We start from the raw sequence: 15,129 nt of genomic DNA on the forward strand, positions 1-15,129 counted from the left end.
GCCGGTCATGCGCAGGTACGGGAAGCACACCGACGAGGACGACATCCGCCAGCGGCCCAACCCCAAGGGCAACCGGCCGCGTACGACCATCCGCCCCAAGCACGAGGACGCGGCCGAGGGCTTCGTCCTCACCGTGGACCGCGGCCGGCTCACCTGCCTGGTCGAGGACCGGCCCGTGCACGCGATGAAGGCCCGCGAGCTGGGCCGCAAGGCGGCGGTGGTCGGGGACCGGGTCTGGATCGTCGGTGACCTGTCCGGCAAGAAGGACACCCTGGCCCGCATCGTGCGGATCGAGGCCCGCAAGTCCGTCCTGCGGCGCACGGCCGACGACGACGACCCGTACGAGCGCGTCGTCGTCGCCAACGCCGACCAGCTGGCCATCGTGACGGCGCTGGCCGATCCGGAGCCGCGCCCCCGGATGATCGACCGCTGCCTGGTGGCCGCGTACGACGCCGGGCTGGAACCGCTGCTGGTCCTCACGAAGTCCGACCTGACCTCCGCGGACAAGATCCTGGAGATCTACTCGACCTTCGGCCTGAACTACGTGGTCACCAACCGCGAGGAGCTGGCGACGGGCGACGCGGCCGAGCGGGTGCGCGAGCGCCTGAACGGCCGGATCACCGCCTTCGTCGGCCACTCGGGCGTCGGCAAGACCACGCTGGTGAACTCGCTGGTCGCCGAGGGCCGCCAGCGCGCGACCGGCGTGGTCAACGCGGTGACCGGCCGGGGCCGCCACACCACCACCTCGGCGCTGGCGCTGCCGCTGCCGGGCGGGGACGGCTGGGTCATCGACACCCCGGGCGTACGGTCCTTCGGCCTGCACCACGTGGACCCGTCCCGGGTCATCCTGGCCTTCCCGGAGCTGGTGCCGGGCACGGAGGGGTGCCCGCGCGCGTGCAGCCACGACGAGCCGGACTGCGCGCTCGACAAGTGGGTGGAGGACGGCCACGCGGATCCGGCGCGGCTGTACTCGCTGCGACGGCTGCTGCAGACGCGGGAGCGCCGCGAGGGCGACTGACCGGGCGGGGCCCCCGACGGGGCGGGCACCTGATCGAAGGGTGAAGGACCGGCGGGGTTTGCCGTCCCCGATGTCTGGTAAATGCATAATCGCACCAAGTGACGCTCGGGCCGGGCCCGTGAGCGCGCCACATGACGCGGGGAGGCATACGCCATGGCGTGGCTGCTGGTCGTGGTCGCCGGGATCCTGGAAACGGGGTTCGCGGTCTGCCTCAAGCTGTCGCACGGCTTCACCCGGCTGTGGCCGACCATCGCCTTCGCGTGCTTCGCGCTCGGCAGCTTCGGTCTGCTGACGCTGGCCCTGAAGAAGCTGGACGTCGGACCGGCCTACGCGGTGTGGACCGGCATCGGGGCGGCCGGTACCGCGATCTACGGAATGGTCTTCCTCGGGGACCTGGTCTCCACCCTCAAGCTCGTCTCGATCTCGCTGGTGATCCTCGGCGTCATCGGGCTCCAGCTCTCGGGCTCGTCCCACTGAGCAGCCCGAGCAGTCCGGCCCGGCCCGCTCCCGGCGGCTCGGCCGGGGCGACCAGGTAGGACAGCGCGAGCCGCACGGCGAGCTCGCACCGCTGCGCCCCCTCCTGCGCCCCGAACGCGGCGTGGGCCCGCTCGCGGACCTCGCGGATCAGCTCGGCGGGCCCCAGCGCGGGCAGTCCCGGCCGGACCCCGCGTCCGGCCGGGACGGGTAAGTTGCCGTTCCAGCACCCCGTCAGCAGGGCCCGTACGAGGGCGCGCTCACGGCCCGCGCGGACGGTCCACTCCACGACCGCCGCCAGCCGCTCGGCCGACGTCCTGTCCCCGCTCGGGCCCGGGGAGGACAGGGCCCGGTCCACCCCGTCGAGGTACCAGGCCGCGTCGCGCCGGACCAGCGCGTGGCCCAGGCCCGTCTTGCCCGCGAACTCGTTGTAGAGGGTCTGCCGCGAGACCCCGGCGGCGGCCGCCACGTCGATCATCCGCACGGCCGGCCACGGGCGCGCCGCGAGCGCCGCTCCCGCCGCTTCCAGCAAGGACTCCCGGGCCGTGGGCACCGTCGCCTCCCCTTCGACGCCTCCGGTCGACGTCTCCGCCAGAGTTGACGGACCGACAGGTCCTGTCAAGGGTGCCCGTGCCGCACCGTGGACGCCCGCCCCGCCGGACCGGCCGTCTCGGTAGGGTTCTGGCATGCCCGAGTATGACGATGACCTGCGCCTTGCCCTCGAACTCGCCGACGCGGCGGACGCCGCCACGATGGAGCGGTTCCGCGCCCTCGACCTCAAGGTCGAGACCAAGCCCGACATGACCCCGGTGAGCGAGGCCGACACCGCCACCGAGGAGATCATCCGGGCCGGGATCTCCGCCGCGCGGCCCGACGACGCCATCCTGGGCGAGGAGTACGGGCTCAAGGGCGACGGCCCGCGCCGCTGGGTCGTGGACCCGATCGACGGTACGAAGAACTACGTGCGCGGCGTTCCGGTGTGGGCGACGCTGATCTCGCTCATGGAGGAGCAGGCCGACGGCGCCTTCCGTCCCGTCGTCGGCGTGGTGTCGGCGCCGGCACTGGGCCGCCGCTGGTGGGCGGCGCGCGGCCAGGGGGCCTACGCGGGGGGCGCGCTCGGCGGGACCACCGCGCTCGGCGTCTCCAAGGTCGCGACCCTGGGCGACGCCTCCTTCGCCTACTCCTCGCTGAGCGGCTGGGAGGAGCAGGGGCGACTGCCCGGCTTCCTGGACCTGACCCGCGCGTGCTGGCGTACGCGGGGCTACGGCGATTTCTGGCCGTACATGATGGTGGCCGAGGGCTCGCTCGACCTGTGCGCCGAGCCGGAACTGAACCTGTGGGACATGGCGGCCCTGGCGGTCGTGGTGGAGGAGGCCGGCGGCCGTTTCACCGGCCTGGACGGGGTGGACGGCGTACACGGCGGCAATGCGGCGGCCTCGAACGGGCTGCTGCACGCGGAGATGCTGGACCTGCTGCGCCCGCGCGGCTGACGCTCGCGGGACGGGCGCGCGCCGCCGCGGCGGTGGCCTGCCGCCCGTACGTGCCGAATGTGCCCCTTACGCGCCTCCTTGCTGACACTCCGCGTGCGTGGGAATCTGAGACTCCTCCGCTTGTGCGCTTGTGAAGGGCTTCTCTAAGTGAGGCCGTTCGCGCGCACCTCACCCAAGCGGAGGGACTCACCAGGAGGTGGCTCTCTTCATGCTCGTCCGCGACGCCATGAGCACCGTGATCCTCACCCTCGGACCCACTCACACCCTGCGGCAGGCGGCCTGCCTGATGTCCGGCCGGCGCGTGGGCGCCGCCGTCGTCCTCGACCCCGAACACAGCGGCATCGGCATCCTGACCGAGCGCGACATCCTCAACTCGATCGGCGCGGGCCACGATCCCGACCGCGAGTCCGTGGGCGCGCACACCACCAACAACGTGGTCTTCTGCACCCCGGACGCCACCGTGCAGGAAGCCGCCGAGGCGATGGCCCACGGCGGCTTCCGTCATCTGATCGTCCTGGAGCACGGCGGCCCGGTGGGCATCGTGTCCGTACGCGATGTGATCCGCTGCTGGGCCCCGGCGCGGCGCACCACCGTGCCCGCCTCCGTTCCCGCGTAGGAACGGCCGACGGGCCGGCGCCCCCTCACGGGGAGCACCGGCCCGTCGGCCTGCTACGGCAAGGCGTCAATCAGGCGCGGAGGGCCTGGACCGCGGCCTCCAGACGCTTGCCGAAGTCACCGTCCGCCTGACGGAAGTTGTTGATCGCACGCTCGACGATGTCGTCGCGGGAGACCTTGGCGATGAAGCCGGAGAGGTTCTCGACCAGACGGGTCTTCTCGTCCTCCGAGTACAGGCGGTAGAGGTTGCCCGCCTGGACGAAGTCGTTGTCCTCGGAGTGCGAGGGCGCGGCGTGGTTGCCCGTGCCGCCGGTGACGGCGGAGGAGACCCACAGCGGACGGTCCGTCTGGTGCGGGCCGCCGAAGCTGTTCGGCTCGTAGTTCTTCGCACCCTTGTGGCGGCCGTCGTACAGGTAGCCGTCACGGGAGTTGGTGCGCGCCTCGGTGGCGTGCGGACGGTTCACCGGCAGGTGGTCGGCGTTGATGCCGACGCGGTAGCGGTGGGCGTCGCCGTAGCCGAAGAGACGGCCCTGGAGCATCTTGTCGGGGGACGGACCGATGCCGGGGACGAAGTGCGCCGGGGAGAAGATCGACTGCTCGACCTCGGCGAAGACGTTCTCCGGGTTGCGGTTGAGCTCCAGCTTGCCGATCTCGATCGGCGGGTAGTCCTCGTGCGGCCACACCTTGGTGAGGTCGAACGGGTTGAAGCGGTACTCGGCCGCCTCGGCCGCCGGCATGATCTGGACCTGCACGGTCCAGGACGGGAACTCGCCGCGCTCGATGGACTCGCGCAGGTCGCGCTGGTGCGAGTCGGGGTCCTCACCGGCGAGCTGGTTGGCCTCGGCCTGGGTGAGGTTCTTGATGCCCTGGTCGGTCTTGAAGTGGTACTTGACCCAGAAGACCTCGCCGGCCTCGTTGTTCCACTGGAACGTGTGCGAGCCGTAGCCGTTCATGTGGCGGTAGGTCGCCGGGATGCCGCGGTCACCGAACAGCCAGGTCACCTGGTGGGTGGACTCGGGCGACAGACCCCAGAAGTCCCAGACGTTGTCCGCCTCCTGCGAGCCCGTGTACGGGTCGCGCTTCTGGGTGTGGATGAAGTCGGGGAACTTGATGGCGTCCTTGATGAAGAACACCGGGGTGTTGTTGCCGACGAGGTCGTAGTTGCCCTCTTCGGTGTAGAACTTCAGCGCCCAGCCGCGGGGGTCGCGCACGGCGTCGGCGGAGCCGAGGTTGCCGGCGACGGTGGAGAAGCGCAGGAAGGTCTCGGTCTCCTTGCCGACCTCGGACAGGAACTTCGCCCGGGTCCACTGCGAGACGTCGCGGGTCAGCGTGAACGTGCCGTAGGCACCGGCGCCACGGGCGTGCACCACGCGCTCCGGGATGCGCTCGCGGTTGAAGTGGGCGAGCTTCTCCAGCAGCAGCTGGTCCTGAACCAGAACGGGGCCGCCGATGCCGGCGGTCTCGCTGTTCTGGTTGTCAGCGACCGGAGCTCCGGCCTCCGTGGTGAGCGGTCCCTGCGTCACGTGCGCCTCCTGCGTAAATTTGCTGCAAACCTGTCCTGCGCCCTAACGTAACCGATCCTACGATGGACTTTGTCTAAGTCAAGTAAGCATCCAAGTCGACACTCATTCGGGAGTTACACCGAATCCCCTCGCTGTTAGGCTGGCGGTATGAGTGACCTGCTGGAACGACTTCGCGGACGCGGATGGCGCATGACCGCACAGCGGCGCGTCGTGGCCGAGGTGCTCGACGGTGACCACGTTCACCTGACGGCCGACGAGGTGCACGCGCGTGCCGTGGACAGGCTGCCGGAGATCTCCCGCGCGACCGTCTACAACACCCTGGGCGAGCTCGTCACCCTGGGTGAGGTCCTGGAAGTCTCCACGGACCGGCGTGCCAAGCGGTACGACCCGAACGCCCACCGGCCCCACCAGCACCTGGTGTGCGCCCAGTGCGGCGCGATCCGCGACGTGCACCCGGCGGGCAACCCGCTGGCCGACCTGCCGGACACCGAACGCTTCGGCTTCGTGGTGTCGGCGGTCGAGGTCACGTACCGCGGGGTGTGCCCGAACTGCGCCGGGGCCTGACGGACCGAGACACGACAGGAGGCCGGGAGCTCATCGAGCTCCCGGCCTCCTGCGTTCCCGGCCTCCTGCGTTCCCGGCCCCGGTCGATCCCGTTCGCCTTCAGGAACGACCGAAGGCCCGGATCCAGGGGATCCGGGCCTTCGGTTCTTCAGTAGCGGGGACAGGATTTGAACCTGCGACCTCTGGGTTATGAGCCCAGCGAGCTACCGAGCTGCTCCACCCCGCGTCGGTAAACCTGACTCTACGCGAGCGTGGCGAGCACATGCAAATCGGTTAACCGGCGGGGTCCCGCGGGCCAGCTGCCCCCAGACCCCGCCCTCCCCCGGCGGCTCGGCCATGGAGCGCTGGAAGAGGGCCGCGACCACGGGCAGGTGGTCCCGGAAGACCCCCCAGGTCGCCGCGACGTGCGCACGCAACTGCACGCGGTCGGCGAGGTCGTGTTCGCACGGATGCCCCTGGCCGGCACCCACGGCGGCGTCCACCTGGGCCCCCATGTCACCGAGCAGTGCCTGCAGGAGCTCCTCCTTGCCGGCGAAGTGCTCGTAGAAGGAGCCGGTGGAACGCCCGGCCGCCTTCGCGATGTCGGTGATCTTCGTCTGGGCGTAGCCGCGCTCCAGAAAGAGGGTGCGCGCGGCCTCCTTGAGCGCCGCCTCGAGGCCGGCTGGCCTCGGACACCCTGCGCAGCACGACCCTGCTGCGGGAACGCCTGGTCGGGGTGATGCGGGCCGAGGCCGAGCGGGCCGGGGTGCGGATCGTGACGGGCCGCCGGGTGACGGCGGACTCCCTGGACGCGGACCTGGTCGTGGCGGCCGACGGCCTCTGGTCGGCGACCCGTACCGCCCTGGACCCGGGAGCTCCGTGCCCCGAGTACGCGGGGCTGTACAGCATTTCGGGGATCTCGCGCGACGTGCCGCTCCCCGGGGACGCCTTCCACATGGTGCTCTCCCGCAAGGGGGCCTTCCTGTGCCTGCCGGTCGCGGACGGGGGTGTCTGGTGGTCGGCCCAGGTGGCCTCGCCCCGTCCGCCGGACCTGGCGCACCCGCCGCAGGAGTGGCTGCCGCTGCTGCGCGAGCTGTACGCGGGCTCGCGGACCCCGGCGGCCGTACTGGCCGGCGCGGTGGAGAGCGACCGGCCGACGCTGATGCACAAGCTGGCGGAGGTGCCGGTCTGGCACGACGCCCGGACGGTGCTGATCGGCGACGCGGCCCATCCGGTGGGCGCCGGGCAGGGCGCGTCGATGGCCCTGGAGGACGCGGTGGCCTGGCCGACGCCGTCGCCGCGTCCCCCGCGGTCGCGGGGGCCCTGACCGCCTACGAGCGCCTGCGCCGCCCCCGTCTCGCCCGCATGACCAGGGCCGCCGCCGGCAACCGCGAGGCGAAGACCCCGGGCCGCGTCCAACACCGCGCGACGCAGGCCCTGATGCCCCTGTTCCTCCGCTACGCGTACCCCCGCGCGACGGCGTGGCTGTACGAGCCCACGGCCTGAGCCGCGAAGCCGGCGGGGGCGGCGCGGCCGGTGGCGGGCCCGGCGGTGCGGGTCAGGCGGTGGGCCCGGCGGTGCGGGTCAGGCCGAGAGCTCCTCGGCCAGCGCGTCGCGCAGTCGGGCAGCCCGTTCGGAGACCTCCGCGGGGCCCAGTTCCATGGCACGCACGCACCATTTCTGGCCCTCCGTCAGGTCTCCCTGCCGGGCCGCGAGCAGGCCCAGCCGCAGCGCCGCCCGGCCGTGTCCGGCCACCGCCGCCCGGGTCCACCACAGCGCCGCCTCGGGCTCGTTGCCCTCGCGCGCCAGCAGCAGCCCCAGGTTGAAGGCGCCGTTGCGCGAGCCGGCCTCCGCCGCCTCGCGGTACCAGCGCGCCGCGACCCCCAGCTCGCCCCGTGCGGCGGCCAGCATGCCGACCCGGACCTGGGCACGCCGGTGCCCCAGCTCCGCGGCCCGCTCGTACCACTCCTCGCTCTCGGTGCGCGCGGCTCCGCCCACCGACTCGCCCAGCGCCACCGGCTCCGGCGGCGGGGCCAGCGACTCCAGCAGCGCGGCCAGCCGGAAGGCGGCCTCCGCGCTGCCGCCGCCGGCCGCGCAGCGCAGGTGCCGTTCCGCCGCCCGCTCCTCGCCGTCGCGGACCAGCGCGATGCCCACCTGGAGCGCCGCGTCGGTGTGGCCCGCCGAGGCCGCCCGCTCGTACCACTTCAGGGCCGTGCGGTCCTCGTCCCGGCTGGCGAAGAGAATGCCGAGGTTGAAGGCGGCGTCCACGCTTCCCGCCTCCGCCGCCTTCGAGAACCACGGCTCCGCGCCCTCCGCGTCACCGCCCTGGAGCAGCAGGATGGCCAGCGCGTTGGCCGCCTCGCGGTGTCCTGCGTACGCGGCACGGCGGTACCACTGCTCGGCCGGTCCGGTCCGCTCCTGCGCGGCGCAGAGCAGCGCGAGGTTGTACGCCCCGTTCTGGTCGCCCGCGTCCATCGCGGCCCGGTACCACTTCTCCGCCGTCTGGGTCTCGCCGCGTGCGGCGTGCAGTGCCCCGAGCGCGTTCGCCGCGTTGCCGTCGCCGTCCTGCGCGGCCCGCAGCCACCAGGTGGCCGCGTTCTCCTCGTCGCCGGCGTCGCGCAGCAGGAAGCCGAGGGCGCAGGCCGCCCGCGCCTCGCCCTGCTTGGCGGAGGTGAGGTACCAGCGCCCGGCCTCCTTCAGCTCCCCGCGCGCCTCCAGCAGCGCGCCCAGGTGCAGCCCGGCGCGCCGGTGGCCGCGCGCGGCGGCCTGCCGGTACCACTGCTCGGCCTCGGCCGGGTCGCCCTTGCGCAGGTGCCGGGCCAGCCGGTACGCGGCCTCGCGGTGCCCCTGCTCCGCGGCAGCGCGGAACCACCGCTCGACGCCCTTGTCCCCGCGGTGCTCCAGCAGGTCGGCGAGGCCGTAGGCCCCCAGGGCGTGGCCGGATTCCGCCGCCTGGCGCATCCAGTACTCGGCGGCGGGCTCGTCGCCGCGCTCGCGGTAGTGGCGGCCCAGGGCGTGCGCGGCGGGAGCGGATCCGGCCACGGCGGCCACGCGCCACCAGCCGGCGGCCTCCTCGGGGTAGCCGCGCTGGTGCAGCAGGACGCCCAGGTTGTTCGCGGCCGCACGGTCGCCCTCCCCGGTCGCTCCGCGCAGGTAGGGCTCGGCTCCCGCGAGGTCGCCGCGGCGCAGCAGGAGGGCGCCCAGTACGCTCATCGCGCCCGGGTCCCCCTTGTCGGCGGCGACCCGGTGCCGGGCCTCCAGCGCGGCGTCGCTGGCCGCGTCGGTCAGCGCGAAGACCGCGTCGTCGAACAACTCGTCGACTGACACGTCCGACACGTCCGGCGCGGTCGGCGCCGCGGCCGTGGTCCGTACCGACCGCGTGGTCATCGCGGTCCGCACGTCAACGGCCTGAGCCGCCCCATCGGCCTCCGCATCCGATTCGGAGTCCGCCCTCACAAACCGCCCTGTCTCCAGCAGAGTTGACCTGTCCCCCATAAATCCCATCGTCGCATCACCTGCTACCCGCGTACACCTGGTATGTCGCAGTCAGTGAGGTCACTACAGCGTTTTGTCGACATGCCCACAGAGAGACAAGTCAAACACGCTCACACCCCAACTCACCCACCTCAGTGACGCCGCGTCGGCGAGAAATTCGATTGGGCATGACGAAGGCCCGGATCCATCGGATCCGGGCCTTCGTCTTCAGTAGCGGGGACAGGATTTGAACCTGCGACCTCTGGGTTATGAGCCCAGCGAGCTACCGAGCTGCTCCACCCCGCGTCGGTAAACCAACAGTAGCACGACGCGGGGTGGAACCATTACCGCTATCCGCTGGGCGTGGGCGTCGCCGAGGGCGTCGTCACCTTCGCCTCGGCGTCGATCGCCCGCTTCAGCGCGGCCTGCAGATCGCTCTGGGCCTTGCCGTACGCAGCCCAGTCGCCGGCCTTGAGCGCCTTGTCGGCGTCCTCGACCGCCTTCTGCGCATCCGCCAGGGCCGCCTTGACCGTCGGGTCCTGGCTGGTCGGCGGCGGGGTGGTGGTCCCGTCGCCCGGCGGAGTGGTCGGCGGGGTGGTCGCCGACTCGGCACCGAACACCACGTTCAGCGCCTTCTCCAGCGTGTCCTCGAAGGCCGTCTGGTCCCCGTAGGTCACCAGGACCTTCTTCAGCAGCGGGTACTTGAGGCCGCCGCCGCGCACGTACACCGGCTCGACGTAGAGCATTCCCTTGTCGAGCGGGACCGTGAGCAGGTTGCCGTACTCCACCTGGGAGTCGCCGCGGCTCAGGATGTTGATCTCCTGGGCGATCTCCGGCTTGGAGTTGAATCTCGCCTGGACGAGCTTCGGTCCGTCCACCGGGTTCTGGGTGGGCAGCTTCAGCAGCTGGATCTTCCCGTAGTCCGCGGTGGTGGGATCGGCGTTGACCGCCATGAAGGCGCTCAGGTTGTCCCTGCCGTTCGGCGTGAGCGTCGTGGTGAGCGAGAAGGCCTGGTTGGGGTCCTTCTGGCCCGGCATCTTCATGGAGAGGTAGTACGGCGGGACCGCCGTCCCCGCCTTGGTGGTCGGGTCGTCCGGCACCGCCCAGACCTCGCTGCCGCTGAGGAAGGTCTGCGGGTCCGTGACGTGGTAGCGGGTCAGCAGCTCACGCTGGACCTTGAAGAGGTCCTGCGGGTAGCGCAGGTGCTCCATCAGGGTCGGCGAGATCTCCTTCTTGTCCTTCACCGTGCCGGGGAAGGCCTTCATCCACGTCTTGAGGACCGGGTCCTTGGTGTCCCACTGGTACAGCTTCACCGTGCCGTCGTAGGCGTCGACGGTGGCCTTCACGGAGTTCCGGATGTAGTTGACCTGGTTCTCCTGCGCGACCACGGCACGCTGGGAGTTGGTCAGCGAGTCCGCCGTCGTGTCCCCGAGCTGGGTGCGGGACGCGTAGGGGTAGCCGTTGGTGGTGGTGTAGGCGTCCACGATCCACTGGACCCGGCCGTCGATCACCGCCGGGTACACGGCTCCGTCGATCGTCAGCCACGGGGCGACCGCCTCGACCCGGGCCTTGGGTGTGCGGTTGTAGAGGATCTTCGACTTGTCGTCGATGGCGCCGGAGTAGAGGATCTGCGGCTCGCTGAAGGCCAGGGCGTACGCGGCCCGGTTCACCGGGTTGCCCAGGCTCACCCCGCTGTCGCCCTTGTAGGTGGTCTCCTTCTCGCCCTGGTCGTTGGCGTAGTCGAGCTCCTTCTGCGGTCCGCCGACGATCGAGTACTGCTTCGTCTGCTCGCCGTAGTAGATCCGCTGCTCGTACTCTCCGAGGTCACCCCGCGCGGGCAGGCCCGACTCGGTGAACACCGGCTCGCCGTTGGCGGTCACCTCGGTGCCCTTGGCCGCGACCACGCCGTATCCGTGGGTGTAACGGAAGTGGTCGTTGATCCAGTTGTTCTTCGGGATGCCCGCGAGGTTGATCTCACGGAGCCCGATGACCGTGTCCTGGCCCTTGTACCGGTCGACCGCCAGCGTGGCCGGGAAACCGTAGTAGCCCTTGTTCTGCTGGAGCTGCTGGAAGGCCGGGGACACGATGTTCGGGTCGAGCAGGCGGATGCTCGCCGTGGAGTTGGCCTCCTGGCGGAGCACCTTCTTGTCCGCCTTGGGGTCCGGCAGACCCGGGTAGTCCGTGACGGAGGCGTCGGCGACCCCGTAGGCGTCGCGCGTCGCCTTGATGTTCTTCTGGACGTACGGGGATTCCTTGGCCTGCTCGTTCGGCTGGACCTGGAACTTCTGCACGATCGCCGGGTACAGCCCGCCGATCAGGATCGCCGAGAGCACCATCAGGCCGAAGCCGATGACCGGGAGCTGCCAGGTGCGGCGCCACAGCGTCGCGAAGAACAGCACCGCGCAGATCGCCGCGATGGCGACGAGGATCGTCTTGGCCGGCAGGTACGCGTTGGCGTCGACGTAGCGCAGGCCGGTCCAGTTGTCCGCGGCCTTGAAGTCGCTGGACTTCACGGCGAGGCCGTACCGGTCGAGCCAGTACGCGACCGCCTTGAGCGTGACGAAGAGGCCGAGCAGCACCGACAGGTGGCCGGTCGCCGCGGCGGTGGCCCGCGCACCCGGGCTGGTGACCCGCAGTCCCCCGTAGAGGTAGTGCACGACGGCGGCGGCGATCACCGAGAGCACGACGGCGGCGAAGCCGAAGCCGAGCAGGAAGCGGTACCAGGGCAGGTCGAAGGTGTAGAACGACACGTCCAGGTTGAACTGGGGGTCCTTCGTGCCGAAGGGCACCCCGTTCACGTACATCAGCCAGGTCTTCCACTGGCCCGCCGCCGAGGCGCCCGCGATCAGGCCGACCAGTGCGGAGATGCCGAGCAGCAGCCACCTGCGGTACGGCGCGACGGTCATCCGGTAGCGGTCGAGGCTCTGCTGCTCCATCGACATCGCGCTGAGCGGCGGCCGCAGCCGGTGGGCCAGCCAGATGTTCAGCCCGACGGCACCGGCCATCACGAGACCGAAGACGGCGAACAGGCCGACCTTGGTCCACAGGGTGGTGGTGAAGACGGTGGAGTAGTCGACGGAGCGGAACCAGAGCCAGTCCGTCCAGAAGCCGGCGAACATGATGAACGCCATGGCCAGGACGGCCAGCACGCCCAAGGTCATCAGAAGAGTCCGGGCGCGCCGGGACGGGCGGCCGACTCTCATCCGTGGCCCGGAGGGGCCTCCGCCGCGGTCCGGCATCTGGAAAGCCAAGGTGCGCACCTCGAAAGTCGCTGTGTGTAAGTGATGCTGAGAGTTTTCAAAGCATGGGCCCCCGATCGTAGAGCCCACTCATGCAACTTACTGAGGCTTTAGTCAGTTCCCGGTATCCGGGGGAAAGGAGGCAGGATGTTGCCCATGTCCAACCTTTCGCCGTCCCCCGGCACCCCTATGGCGGCAAGCCCGCTGACCCGTGCCGTCCTCGAAATCGACGAGTACGCCTCCACCCTCGGCTGGGACAAGCCCGCCCGGCTCTTCGCCCTGGTCGACACGGCCAAGCTGCGCAAGGAGGCTCCGGGCGTCGCCCGCCAGCTCGGCCTCGACCAGGACGACACGGGCAAGAACCAGCTCACCCCGATCGAGCAGGACGAGGTGCCGGCCGGAACCCCGCTGGACAAGTTCCTGGGGACCATCGCCTGGCCCGCCTCGATCCTCGGCTGCGCGCTGACCGTGGAGCGGCTGATGCTGCCGCCGTCCGCCGAGTCCTCCGTACCGGAGGGGCTCACCGACAAGCAGCTCACCAAGTGGGTCGCCGGCCACCCGGAGCGCCAGGAGGTGCGGCTGACCGTGGGCGTCCTGCGCGACGGGTCGCGGGAGTCGGCCGTACGGCTGCGGGACAAGGACTCGGCGAACGAGGTGCTGACCGGCGCGACGCTGGTGCCGGGTCTCGCCGAGGCGCTGGCCGCGACCTTCCTCGACTGACGGGTAGGGGCAGGGCCTCCGCGGACACGGTCAGGACTTGGCGCACTGCGTCAGCCCGGCCGTGTCCCCCTTGCTGATCTTCTCCAGCGCCTTCACGGCGTCGTCGATGGTGGAGACCTTCACGAGCGTCAGCCCGCCGGGCACGTCGCCCGCGGCGGCGGCGCAGTTCTCGGCGGGCGTCAGGAAGTACTGGGCGCCGGCCTGGCGGGCGCCGATGGTCTTCATCTGGATGCCGCCGATCGGGCCGACCTTGCCCGCGTCGTCGATGGTGCCGGTGCCGGCGATGAACTTGCCGCCGGTCAGGTTCTCCGGAGTGAGCTTGTCGACGATGCCGAGCGCGAACATCAGCCCGGCGCTGGGGCCGCCGACGTCGGCGAGCTTGATGTCGATGGTGAACGGGAAGGTGTGGTCGGTGCCGGCCCGGATGCCGACGACGGCGTGGCCGTCGCCCTCCGCCTTGCCCGCGACGATCGAGACCTTCGTCGTGCCGGTGGGCTCGCGGTGCGCCTTCTCGGCCTCGGCGGCCTCGGCCGCGGGCACGATGGTGAACTCGACGGGCTCGCCGGGCTTGTGCTTGGTGACCAGCTTGGCCACGTCCTCGGGAGCGTTGACAGGGGTCCCGTCGACGGCCTTGATGACGTCTCCGGCATGCAGCTTGCCCTCGGAGGGGCTGCCCTTGACCACGGAGGCGACGATCACGCGGGCGGCGACCGGGATGCCGAGCTGCTTGAGGGCGGCGACCTTGGCGCTCTCCTGCGACTGGCTGAACTCCTCGGCGTTCTCCTGCGTGGACTCCTGCTCCGTCTTGCCGTCCGGGTACAGGTTCTCGTGCGGGACGACGATGTTGTCGCCCGCCGCCCAGCCGTAGACGGCCTCCAGCAGGTTCATGTCGTAGTCCGCGCCGGTGACGCGGACCGTCGTCATGTTCAGGTGACCTGTGGTCGGGTACGTCTTGTGCCCCGAGATGTTCAGGACGGGCTCGCCGTGCGAGTCCCCGAGCGTGTTCACCGTCGGGCCCGGGCTCATCTCGGAGTACGGGGCCTTCATGAACACTCCCGCGCAGAGCAGCGCGAACAGCATGAGGGTGGAGGCGAGCATCGTCGCAGTGCGGCGTGGCATGGATCGACAGTACGTGACGGCCCTGACGAGCGGCCCCCGGGGCCGGTCCGTACGGGGGCCCGGCGCCGCGTCAGACGGAGTCCACGGTGTCCTTCTTGCGCTGCGCGTCCGCGCCCGCCTTCGCCCCGCCCGGTTCGCTCTGGCCCATGGCCTCACGGAACCGCGCGTAGCCCGCGAGCTCGGATATGTCACCGGTCGTGCGGTCGCGTGCCGCCCAGCTGCCCCATATCGCCGCTCCGATCGCGGCGAACAGCGGAATCAGCAACCACGCCAAAGACGCCATGGGCGTGTCTCCCTACCCCGAAGTACGTGTTGTTGGTGGCTTCAACGCTGCTGCCCGGGAGGGGGTTACGCAAATCGAGGGCGTGTTGCGCGTCCGGACGGGGCAACCGGCGCCCCCGGCCCCTGCCTCAGCAGGCGCCGACCCACTCCTCCGTGCCGTCCGCGAAGGTCTGGTGCTTCCAGATCGGGACCTCGTGCTTGAGGTCGTCGATCAGCATGCGGGCGGCCTCGAAGGCCTCGCCGCGGTGCGGGCAGGAGACGGCGACGATCACCGCGAGGTCGCCGACGGCCAGGTCACCGATGCGGTGGACGGCCGCGAGGGCGCGGACCGGGTACTTCTCCACCACGCGCTCGGCGACGCGGCGCATCTCCGCCTCGGCCGAGGGGTGGCAGGAGTAGCCGAGCTGGTCGACGTCCGCCCCGCTGTCGTGGTTGCGCACCGTGCCGACGAAGAGCGTCGTACCGCCCGTCGCATCGTCGCCGACGGCCTGGAAGACCTCGTCGATCGAGAGCGGGGTCTCACGGATCTCGAGCAGCCGGATCGGGTCCGGGGCGGCGTTCTCGCCGGGGTGGTCGAAGTGCGGTGCCATACCTTCCATCGTGCCCTAGCCGCCGACCCGGCGGAATAGCAG

Annotated in this window: 15 protein-coding genes, 2 tRNA genes and 1 pseudogene; 8 read left to right on the top strand and 10 right to left on the bottom strand. The window is 71.0% G+C overall.

The genetic code is table 11. The features are described 5' to 3' along the window. Nucleotides 1-7: 7 nt before the first annotated feature. Together rsgA and OG898_RS05480 are read left to right on the top strand one after the other, a co-directional pair. Entirely contained in the window at nucleotides 8-1,018 is a 1,011-nt protein-coding gene (gene rsgA / locus OG898_RS05475; RefSeq protein WP_250750325.1) for a ribosome small subunit-dependent GTPase A, read from the top strand. Between the two features lie 153 nt (nucleotides 1,019-1,171). After that, nucleotides 1,172-1,495, top strand: a complete 324-nt coding sequence (locus tag OG898_RS05480) for a multidrug efflux SMR transporter (RefSeq protein WP_112447780.1) — start codon at nucleotides 1,172-1,174, stop codon at nucleotides 1,493-1,495. On the opposite strand, the gene OG898_RS05485 is transcribed toward OG898_RS05480, so the two are convergent. Next, complete coding sequence (locus tag OG898_RS05485; protein ID WP_250750320.1) at nucleotides 1,461-2,045, bottom strand: TetR/AcrR family transcriptional regulator; 585 nt, start codon at nucleotides 2,043-2,045, stop codon at nucleotides 1,461-1,463. The genes OG898_RS05480 and OG898_RS05485 overlap by 35 nt on opposite strands. A gap of 133 nt (nucleotides 2,046-2,178) precedes the next feature. Here OG898_RS05485 and hisN point away from each other — a divergent pair, with 133 nt between their 5' ends. Both hisN and OG898_RS05495 read left to right on the top strand, forming a co-directional pair. After that, nucleotides 2,179-2,982 carry a histidinol-phosphatase gene (gene hisN, locus OG898_RS05490; RefSeq protein ID WP_250750309.1) on the top strand — a complete coding sequence of 268 codons (804 nt, stop codon included), beginning with the start codon at nucleotides 2,179-2,181 and terminating at the stop codon, nucleotides 2,980-2,982. Between the two features lie 208 nt (nucleotides 2,983-3,190). Beyond that, nucleotides 3,191-3,598 (top strand): cyclic nucleotide-binding/CBS domain-containing protein, encoded by a 408-nt coding sequence (locus OG898_RS05495; protein ID WP_250750305.1) that lies wholly within the window; start codon nucleotides 3,191-3,193, stop codon nucleotides 3,596-3,598. Nucleotides 3,599-3,668: 70 nt separating this feature from the next. On the opposite strand, the gene OG898_RS05500 is transcribed toward OG898_RS05495, so the two are convergent. Next, entirely contained in the window at nucleotides 3,669-5,120 is a 1,452-nt protein-coding gene (locus OG898_RS05500; protein WP_266955311.1) for a catalase, read from the bottom strand. A gap of 147 nt (nucleotides 5,121-5,267) precedes the next feature. Between OG898_RS05500 and OG898_RS05505 the strand changes: the two genes are divergently transcribed. Next, complete coding sequence (locus tag OG898_RS05505; RefSeq protein ID WP_243336077.1) at nucleotides 5,268-5,684, top strand: Fur family transcriptional regulator; 417 nt, start codon at nucleotides 5,268-5,270, stop codon at nucleotides 5,682-5,684. A gap of 152 nt (nucleotides 5,685-5,836) precedes the next feature. On the opposite strand, the gene OG898_RS05510 is transcribed toward OG898_RS05505, so the two are convergent. Further along, nucleotides 5,837-5,910 (bottom strand) — tRNA-Met (locus tag OG898_RS05510). Continuing rightward, nucleotides 5,888-6,310 (bottom strand): annotated as a pseudogene (locus OG898_RS05515) (TetR/AcrR family transcriptional regulator); the annotation flags it as partial. The pseudogene OG898_RS05515 and the gene OG898_RS05510, both read right to left, overlap by 23 nt. A 92-nt stretch (nucleotides 6,311-6,402) precedes the next feature. On the opposite strand from OG898_RS05515, the gene OG898_RS05520 reads away from it, so the two are divergent. Both OG898_RS05520 and OG898_RS05525 read left to right on the top strand, forming a co-directional pair. After that, the gene (locus OG898_RS05520) at nucleotides 6,403-6,990 is read left to right on the top strand and encodes an FAD-dependent monooxygenase (protein WP_266955314.1); all 588 of its coding nucleotides are present in this window, start codon (nucleotides 6,403-6,405) and stop codon (nucleotides 6,988-6,990) included. 38 nt (nucleotides 6,991-7,028) lie between these two features. Continuing rightward, nucleotides 7,029-7,169, top strand: coding sequence for a hypothetical protein (locus tag OG898_RS05525; protein WP_250741820.1), 141 nt, complete (start codon nucleotides 7,029-7,031; stop codon nucleotides 7,167-7,169). Nucleotides 7,170-7,247: 78 nt separating this feature from the next. Here the strand turns inward: OG898_RS05525 and OG898_RS05530 are convergent, their stop codons facing one another. The 3 genes from OG898_RS05530 to OG898_RS05540 all read right to left on the bottom strand — a co-directional run bounded on the left by OG898_RS05530 (nucleotide 7,248) and on the right by OG898_RS05540 (nucleotide 12,397). After that, nucleotides 7,248-9,167, bottom strand: coding sequence for a tetratricopeptide repeat protein (locus OG898_RS05530; RefSeq protein WP_266955316.1), 1,920 nt, complete (start codon nucleotides 9,165-9,167; stop codon nucleotides 7,248-7,250). Nucleotides 9,168-9,369: 202 nt separating this feature from the next. After that, a tRNA-Met gene (locus OG898_RS05535) sits at nucleotides 9,370-9,443 on the bottom strand. A gap of 44 nt (nucleotides 9,444-9,487) precedes the next feature. Further along, nucleotides 9,488-12,397, bottom strand: coding sequence for a UPF0182 family protein (locus tag OG898_RS05540; RefSeq protein ID WP_266955318.1), 2,910 nt, complete (start codon nucleotides 12,395-12,397; stop codon nucleotides 9,488-9,490). A gap of 126 nt (nucleotides 12,398-12,523) precedes the next feature. Between OG898_RS05540 and OG898_RS05545 the strand changes: the two genes are divergently transcribed. After that, a complete protein-coding gene (locus OG898_RS05545) occupies nucleotides 12,524-13,096 on the top strand; it encodes a PPA1309 family protein (RefSeq protein ID WP_250741817.1) in 573 nt (190 codons plus the stop codon). A gap of 30 nt (nucleotides 13,097-13,126) precedes the next feature. Here the strand turns inward: OG898_RS05545 and OG898_RS05550 are convergent, their stop codons facing one another. The 3 genes from OG898_RS05550 to OG898_RS05560 all read right to left on the bottom strand — a co-directional run bounded on the left by OG898_RS05550 (nucleotide 13,127) and on the right by OG898_RS05560 (nucleotide 15,087). Then, entirely contained in the window at nucleotides 13,127-14,215 is a 1,089-nt protein-coding gene (locus tag OG898_RS05550) for a PDZ domain-containing protein (protein ID WP_250741816.1), read from the bottom strand. 70 nt (nucleotides 14,216-14,285) lie between these two features. Next, nucleotides 14,286-14,498 carry a hypothetical protein gene (locus OG898_RS05555; RefSeq protein ID WP_250741815.1) on the bottom strand — a complete coding sequence of 71 codons (213 nt, stop codon included), beginning with the start codon at nucleotides 14,496-14,498 and terminating at the stop codon, nucleotides 14,286-14,288. Between the two features lie 127 nt (nucleotides 14,499-14,625). After that, complete coding sequence (locus OG898_RS05560) at nucleotides 14,626-15,087, bottom strand: molybdenum cofactor biosynthesis protein MoaE (protein ID WP_250741814.1); 462 nt, start codon at nucleotides 15,085-15,087, stop codon at nucleotides 14,626-14,628. Between the last annotated feature and the right edge of the window lie 42 nt (nucleotides 15,088-15,129).

Origin of the sequence: Streptomyces sp. NBC_00193, assembly GCF_026342735.1 — a bacterium.
In the GTDB taxonomy this organism is placed as follows: domain Bacteria; phylum Actinomycetota; class Actinomycetes; order Streptomycetales; family Streptomycetaceae; genus Streptomyces; species Streptomyces stoeckheimensis.